This is a genomic window from Halomonas sp. BC2 (genome assembly GCF_002078115.1).
Taxonomy (GTDB): Bacteria; Pseudomonadota; Gammaproteobacteria; order Pseudomonadales; family Halomonadaceae; genus Vreelandella; species Vreelandella stevensii.
The window spans coordinates 43,933-49,635 of the sequence record NZ_LFGT01000026.1; the positions used below are offsets into that span (position 1 = coordinate 43,933).

Here is a 5,703-nt window from a genome sequence, read left to right on the forward strand (position 1 = left end):
CCGATGGCCGCGAGCTGCGCCGGGCAGGCCCGTCTTATAGTGTGGATACGCTGGCCGAGCTGCGCGCTGTCTACGGCTCCTCGGCCCGCCTGGTGATGGTCATTGGCATGGATGCCTTTTTGCGACTTCACCAGTGGGATCGCGCCGAGCGCTTGTGGGCGCTGGGGCATGTCGTGGTGATCGCTCGACCCGGTTATAACGACGATTGGCCAGCACCGCTGAAGGAACTGGTGGGCAATCGCGAAGTCTACAGCGTCGAGGCGATGATGCAGCAGGCTCAAGGGCACTTGCTGGTTCTGGCGTTGCCCTCGCTGATGGCCATCTCCGCGACCTATATTCGCCAACGGCTTCAGGCGGGCGAGAGCGTGCGCTATCTGCTACCACAGGCGGTGGAAACGATCATTTTGCAACAGGGCTGGTATCAAACCAGCGAATAGCGCTGGCAGTCGTGAAAGAAGCCGTTACAATGGCCGCCTCAAACGCCCGTTGCCAATGGCGGGCGTCTATCATCGTCAGGTCAATAATGGGGTTGTCGTCAGGAGTCATGCACATCGATACATTGAAAAACCTAGCCATCGACGCGCTAGAAGAACTTAAAGCTCGTGATATTACGCAGTTGGACGTGTCGAAATTGACCGAGGTCACCGACCTCATGTTGATTGCCAGCGGTACGTCTACCCGTCATGTGGCAGCACTGGCGCAGAATCTCGTCGAGAAAGCCAAGGCGGCCGGTCTGCACCCACGCGGTGTCGAAGGCGGTGAGAACGCGGATTGGGTGTTGGTCGATCTGGGTGACATCGTCGTTCATGTCATGCTCCCCGAAGCGCGTACATTGTACGACCTCGAGCGCCTGTGGGCCGATCTGCCCAACGATGCGGGTGCCATCGGCGATGCCCTGCGTCAAGCCGAAGAGCGAGCCTCCATGTCATGAAGGTTCGGCTGTTGGCGGTGGGAACCAGAATGCCCGGGTGGGTCGAAGAGGGCGTGGAAACCTACCGCAAGCGGCTGCCGCGTGATTTTGCCCTGGAAATCGAAGAAATTGCGCTGGGCCAGCGCGGCAAGAACGCCGATATCGCCAAAGCGCGGGCGCAGGAAGCCCAGCGAATCCGCGACAAGCTGCGTGGCGATGAAATCGTCGTGGCGCTGGAGGTAAAGGGCAAGCCCTGGACCACAGAGCAGCTTGCCCAGCAGGCCGATGCCTGGCGAATGTCTGGCCAGGACGTAGTGTTGCTGGTGGGCGGCCCTGATGGGCTGGAGCCTTCTCTCTCGGCCATGGCCGACAAGGCCTGGTCGCTGTCGCCATTGACCCTGCCGCATCCTTTGGTGCGGATCATGCTCGCCGAACAGCTCTATCGGGCATGGACCCTGCTGGTGGGGCACCCTTACCACCGCTAGACGTTATCTGTTATCGACCCCCGTGGCCGTTGCGTTCATCGTTTGATTGAGAGTTGTCTGTTGCCATGCCCAAGCGCCGTGACACGCTAAAGAACCCTGAGCAAGAGCTGCGTATCTTCCGTGTTCGGTCGCTGCTGGCAGTATTCGTGGTCATCGTCTTGACCGGTTTGCTGGTCGGGCGGCTGGGGTATCTGCAAATCGTTCAGCACGACCTCTACAGCACGCGCTCCGAGAAAAACCGCGTGCGGGTCGAGCCGCTGCCGCCCAATCGTGGGTTGATCTACGACCGTAACGGCGCCCTGCTGGCAGAAAATCGGCCGACCTACAACCTGACGCTGGTGCGTGAGCGTGTCGATAGCCTGGACGATACCCTGACGCTGCTGGTGGAGTTGCTGGAACTTCCTGAAGAAGAGATCGAGGCCTTCAACGCTCGTTCTCGCCAGCGCCAGCGGCCGTTTCAGCCGGCGCTACTGATGAGCGACCTGAGCGAAGAGCAGATTGCTCGCCTGGCCATCAATCGCCATCGTTTGCCCGGAGTCGAGGTAGAAGCGCAACTGCTGCGTTACTACCCGGATGCCGAAATGATGGCCCATGCGCTGGGCTATGTGGGGCGGATCAATGCCGAAGAGCTACAGACGCTGGATACCGGCCGCTATGCGGGCACCCATTTTATCGGCAAGACCGGAGTGGAGCGTTTTTACGAGTCGGAATTGCACGGCCAGGCGGGCCTTCGCAAGGTAGAAACCAACGCCCGTGGCCGCGTGCTGCGCGAGCTTGGTCGCACTGACCCGGTGCCGGGGGCCAACCTGACCCTGACCCTGGATCGTTCTTTGCAGATGCTCGCTTACGAGCTGCTGGAAGGTCGCCGGGGCTCCATCGTGGCCATCGTGCCGCGTACCGGCGAGATTCTGGCCATGGTGTCGACGCCCGGCTTCGATAGTAACCAGTTCGTTACCGGGATCGATGTGGCTTCCTATCGTGCCCTGCAGGAAGACATCGACCTGCCGCTGTTTAACCGGGCCATTCGCGGCCACTACCCGCCGGGCTCCACCATCAAGCCGTTTCTGGCGCTGGCGGGGCTAGTGGAAGGGGTGATCACCCCGGACAGCACCATCAATGACCCGGGCTTCTATCAATTGCCCAATGATTCTCGCCGCTATCGTAACTGGCTGCGTTGGGGGCACGGGCGTGTCGATATGGAGCGCTCCATTGCCGTGTCGAACAACACTTATTATTACTCCTTGGCTCACGACCTCGGCATCGATCGGCTGCATGATCAGATGTCCAATTTTGGCTTTGGGCAACGGGTCGCTCACGATGTCCAGGGAGAAAGCGCTGGCCTGATGCCTTCGAGGGACTGGAAGCGCGCACGATTCAACCAGCCCTGGTACCCGGGGGAAACGCTCTCGGTCGGTATCGGTCAGGGATACTGGCAAATCACCCCGTTGCAGCTGGCCAGCGCTACGGCGGCCCTGGCCAACCGTGGCCACTGGGTCAAGCCGCGCCTGGCAATGCGTATCGGTGAAGACCCTGTTCCGGTTGAACTGCCGGACACGCTACCCGATATCGATCTGGCCAACGAGAACTGGTGGGATCGTGTGTTCAGCGGTATGGAGAAAGTGCTCACCGGCAGCGAAGGAACGGCAAGGCGTACCGGGGTAGGCCTGGAGTATCGTATGGGCGGCAAGTCCGGCACGGCTCAGGTGTTTTCGCTGGGTCAGGATCAGCGCTACAACGCCGAAGAGCTGGAAGAGCGGCTGCGTGACCACTCGCTGTTCATGGCCTTTGCCCCGCTGGAAGAGCCCGAAATTGCCGTGTCGGTGATCGTCGAGAACGCCGGGGGCGGCAGCACCCACGCCGCTCGCATGGCGCGCGCCATGACCGATGCCTGGCTACTGAAAGAAGCGGCCCCAGAGGCCGAGGAAGTCAAGGAAGTGCTGGAAGGCGATAACGGCCGCGTGGAGGGTAACTGATGATGCCGCTGCAACTGCTGTCGCGCTCCTGGCGTGGCTACCCGGTTCGCCCGCCCGATAGTGGCATTGCAAGGCGCAAGAGCATTTGGGAGCGTATCCATATCGACCCCTGGCTGCTTGGCCTGCTGCTGGCGCTGATGGCAGGTGGTCTGCTGGTGCTCTACAGCGCGTCTGGGCAGCGCATCGAGGTCGTGATTGCTCAGGCCGTTCGTTTTGGCCTGGCGTTGGTGGGCATGTTCGTACTGGCACAGCTTTCTCCCACCACCTTTCTGCGCTGGGCGCCGCTGGCTTATGGCGTAGGGCTTGCCATGCTGGTGGCTGTGGAGATTGCTGGCGATATCGGCATGGGGGCCAAGCGCTGGCTGGAAATACCCGGCGTGATTCGCTTTCAGCCTTCCGAAATGATGAAGCTGGCCGTGCCGTTGATGGTGGCGGCTTACCTCAACCGTTGTCAGCTTCCCCCGAGGCTGCGGGACATTGCCGTTTGTGGCTTGATCATTGGCGCTCCGGTGGTGTTGACAGCCATTCAGCCAGATCTAGGAACGGCACTCCTGATGGCCAGCGCGGCGCTGATCGTGGTGCTGCTGGCGGGGCTCTCCTGGCGCTTGATTAGCCTGGTAGTGGCCCTGGCGGCGGCTGGCCTGCCGCTACTGTGGATGAACATGCACAATTACCAGCGCCAGCGGGTGCTGACCTTTCTGGACCCGGAGAGCGATCCGCTCGGCTCCGGCTGGAACATCATCCAGTCCACCACCGCCATCGGTAGCGGTGGCCTGTGGGGCAAGGGCTGGCTGGAGGGCACCCAGTCGCAGCTCGAGTTCCTGCCCGAGCGCCATACCGATTTCATCATCGCGGTGCTGGGAGAGGAGTTTGGCCTGGTCGGGATGCTGCTATTGCTGTTGCTCTACGTGGCCATCGTCGGGCGAGGGCTGTGGCTGGCGGCGGCGTCCCAGGATACGTTCGGGCGTTTGGTGGCGGGCAGCATTATCCTGACGTTCTTTATCTACGTGTTTGTCAATGTCGGCATGGTCAGCGGTATTTTACCCGTGGTAGGGGTGCCGCTGCCGCTGGTGAGCTACGGCGGCACCTCCAGCGTGACCTTGCTGGCCGGGTTCGGTATTCTCATGTCGATACACGCCCATCGGCGGCTATTGCCGCGTTGAATGATCAAAGTGCAGTCGACGCTTTTTCACAGGAGTGGTAAGCAAATGAACAGGGCGCGAAGAAGAGCGGGCGGGTATTTACTGGCGGCGCTGATGGCATGTTCAGCCTCGGCCACCTGGGCGGCCGAGGAGGTCGATTTCGACCCCCGCGTCAACGAGCAGACGCGCCAACTGGTCAGTGAACTGGTGGAGCAGGGCGTTCCCGAGCAGTGGCTGACGCAAGCGCTGGAGCAGGCGACGTTTCGTCAGAACGTGCTGGACGCCATGGCGGGGGCGGCAGAACGGCGTCTGCGCTGGTTCGAATATCGCGATATTTTCTGAACCAGCAGCGTATCGAAGAAGGTGCTGAGTTCATGCGCGAGCATGCCGAGACGCTGGCGCGTGCCGAAGAAGTCTTTGGTGTTGCTCCTGAGGTGATCACCGCCATCATCGGCGTGGAAACCTATTACGGGCGTCATAAAGGCACGCACAAGGTGCTCGATTCGCTGGCAACGCTGGCCTTTCATCACCCCCAGCGGGGGCGCTTCTTCCGTGGCGAGCTGGCCGCTTTCCTGGCCATTGCCTACGAGCAGGGTGTCGAGCCGGAAACGCTCTACGGCTCTTACGCCGGGGCCATGGGCTATCCGCAGTTCATTCCTACCAGTTACCAGGCCTACGCGGTCGATTTCGATGACGACGGCATTCGCGATTTGTGGAACAACCCGGTCGATGCCATCGGCAGCGTAGCCAACTACTTTGCCGAGCATGGCTGGCAGCGTGATGGCGCCATCTACCACGATGCCGACGGCCCACAGGAAGCCCCCGAAGGCATCGCCTTCAACCAGACCTCGCGCCCCACTTTGACCGCCGCCGACATGGTGGAGCAGGGCATCACTAGCGAGGCGCCGCTGGCCCCTGATGCCCCCGTGGTGCCGCTATTGCTGGATTTTTCTGAAGATGAGCAAGGCTACCGTCTAGGTGAATTCAACTTCTATGTGATTACTCGCTACAATCACAGCCACCTTTACGGCATGGCTGTGGCCGAATTGGCGGACGCGATCCAGCATCAGTTTGAGATTGAGCATGACTAACCTGTTGACCAATGTCCGTTATGTAAGCGGTTCTCTCGTGTTGGCGATGCTGGTGAGCGGCTGTGCCAGCCAAGCGCCGCTGCGTGATAGCGGCAGCGCCGC

Annotated in this window: 5 protein-coding genes and 1 pseudogene; all 6 read left to right on the forward strand. The window is 61.1% G+C overall.

Going from position 1 to position 5,703, the window contains the following annotated elements; translation table 11 throughout:
- The coding region (locus B7L71_RS15070; RefSeq protein ID WP_081138921.1) for a nicotinate-nicotinamide nucleotide adenylyltransferase at positions 1–437 on the forward strand (437 nt) is incomplete at its 5' end.
- Positions 438–544: 107 nt separating this feature from the next.
- Positions 545–931, forward strand: coding sequence for a ribosome silencing factor (gene rsfS / locus B7L71_RS15075; RefSeq protein ID WP_081138923.1), 387 nt, complete (start codon positions 545–547; stop codon positions 929–931).
- Positions 928–1,395, forward strand: coding sequence for a 23S rRNA (pseudouridine(1915)-N(3))-methyltransferase RlmH (rlmH, locus tag B7L71_RS15080; protein WP_081138924.1), 468 nt, complete (start codon positions 928–930; stop codon positions 1,393–1,395). Before rsfS ends, rlmH begins: the two co-directional genes overlap by 4 nt.
- 65 nt (positions 1,396–1,460) lie before the next feature.
- A complete protein-coding gene (mrdA, locus tag B7L71_RS15085; RefSeq protein WP_081138926.1) occupies positions 1,461–3,368 on the forward strand; it encodes a penicillin-binding protein 2 in 1,908 nt (635 codons plus the stop codon).
- Entirely contained in the window at positions 3,368–4,531 is a 1,164-nt protein-coding gene (rodA, locus tag B7L71_RS15090; protein WP_446497438.1) for a rod shape-determining protein RodA, read from the forward strand. The genes mrdA and rodA overlap by 1 nt, the downstream gene beginning before the upstream one ends.
- Before the next feature lie 45 nt (positions 4,532–4,576).
- Positions 4,577–5,601: pseudogene (mltB, locus tag B7L71_RS15095) on the forward strand (lytic murein transglycosylase B).
- Positions 5,602–5,703: the final 102 nt, after the last annotated feature.

Bases quoted from the DNA above. Each gene is read 5' to 3' on its own strand.
- rodA (WP_446497438.1), top strand. From the start codon at position 3,368: ATGATGCCGCTGCAACTGCTGTCGCGCTCCTGGCGTGGCTACCCGGTT.
- mrdA (WP_081138926.1), top strand. From the start codon at position 1,461: ATGCCCAAGCGCCGTGACACGCTAAAGAACCCTGAGCAAGAGCTGCGT.
- rsfS (WP_081138923.1), top strand. From the start codon at position 545: ATGCACATCGATACATTGAAAAACCTAGCCATCGACGCGCTAGAAGAA.
- rlmH (WP_081138924.1), top strand. From the start codon at position 928: ATGAAGGTTCGGCTGTTGGCGGTGGGAACCAGAATGCCCGGGTGGGTC.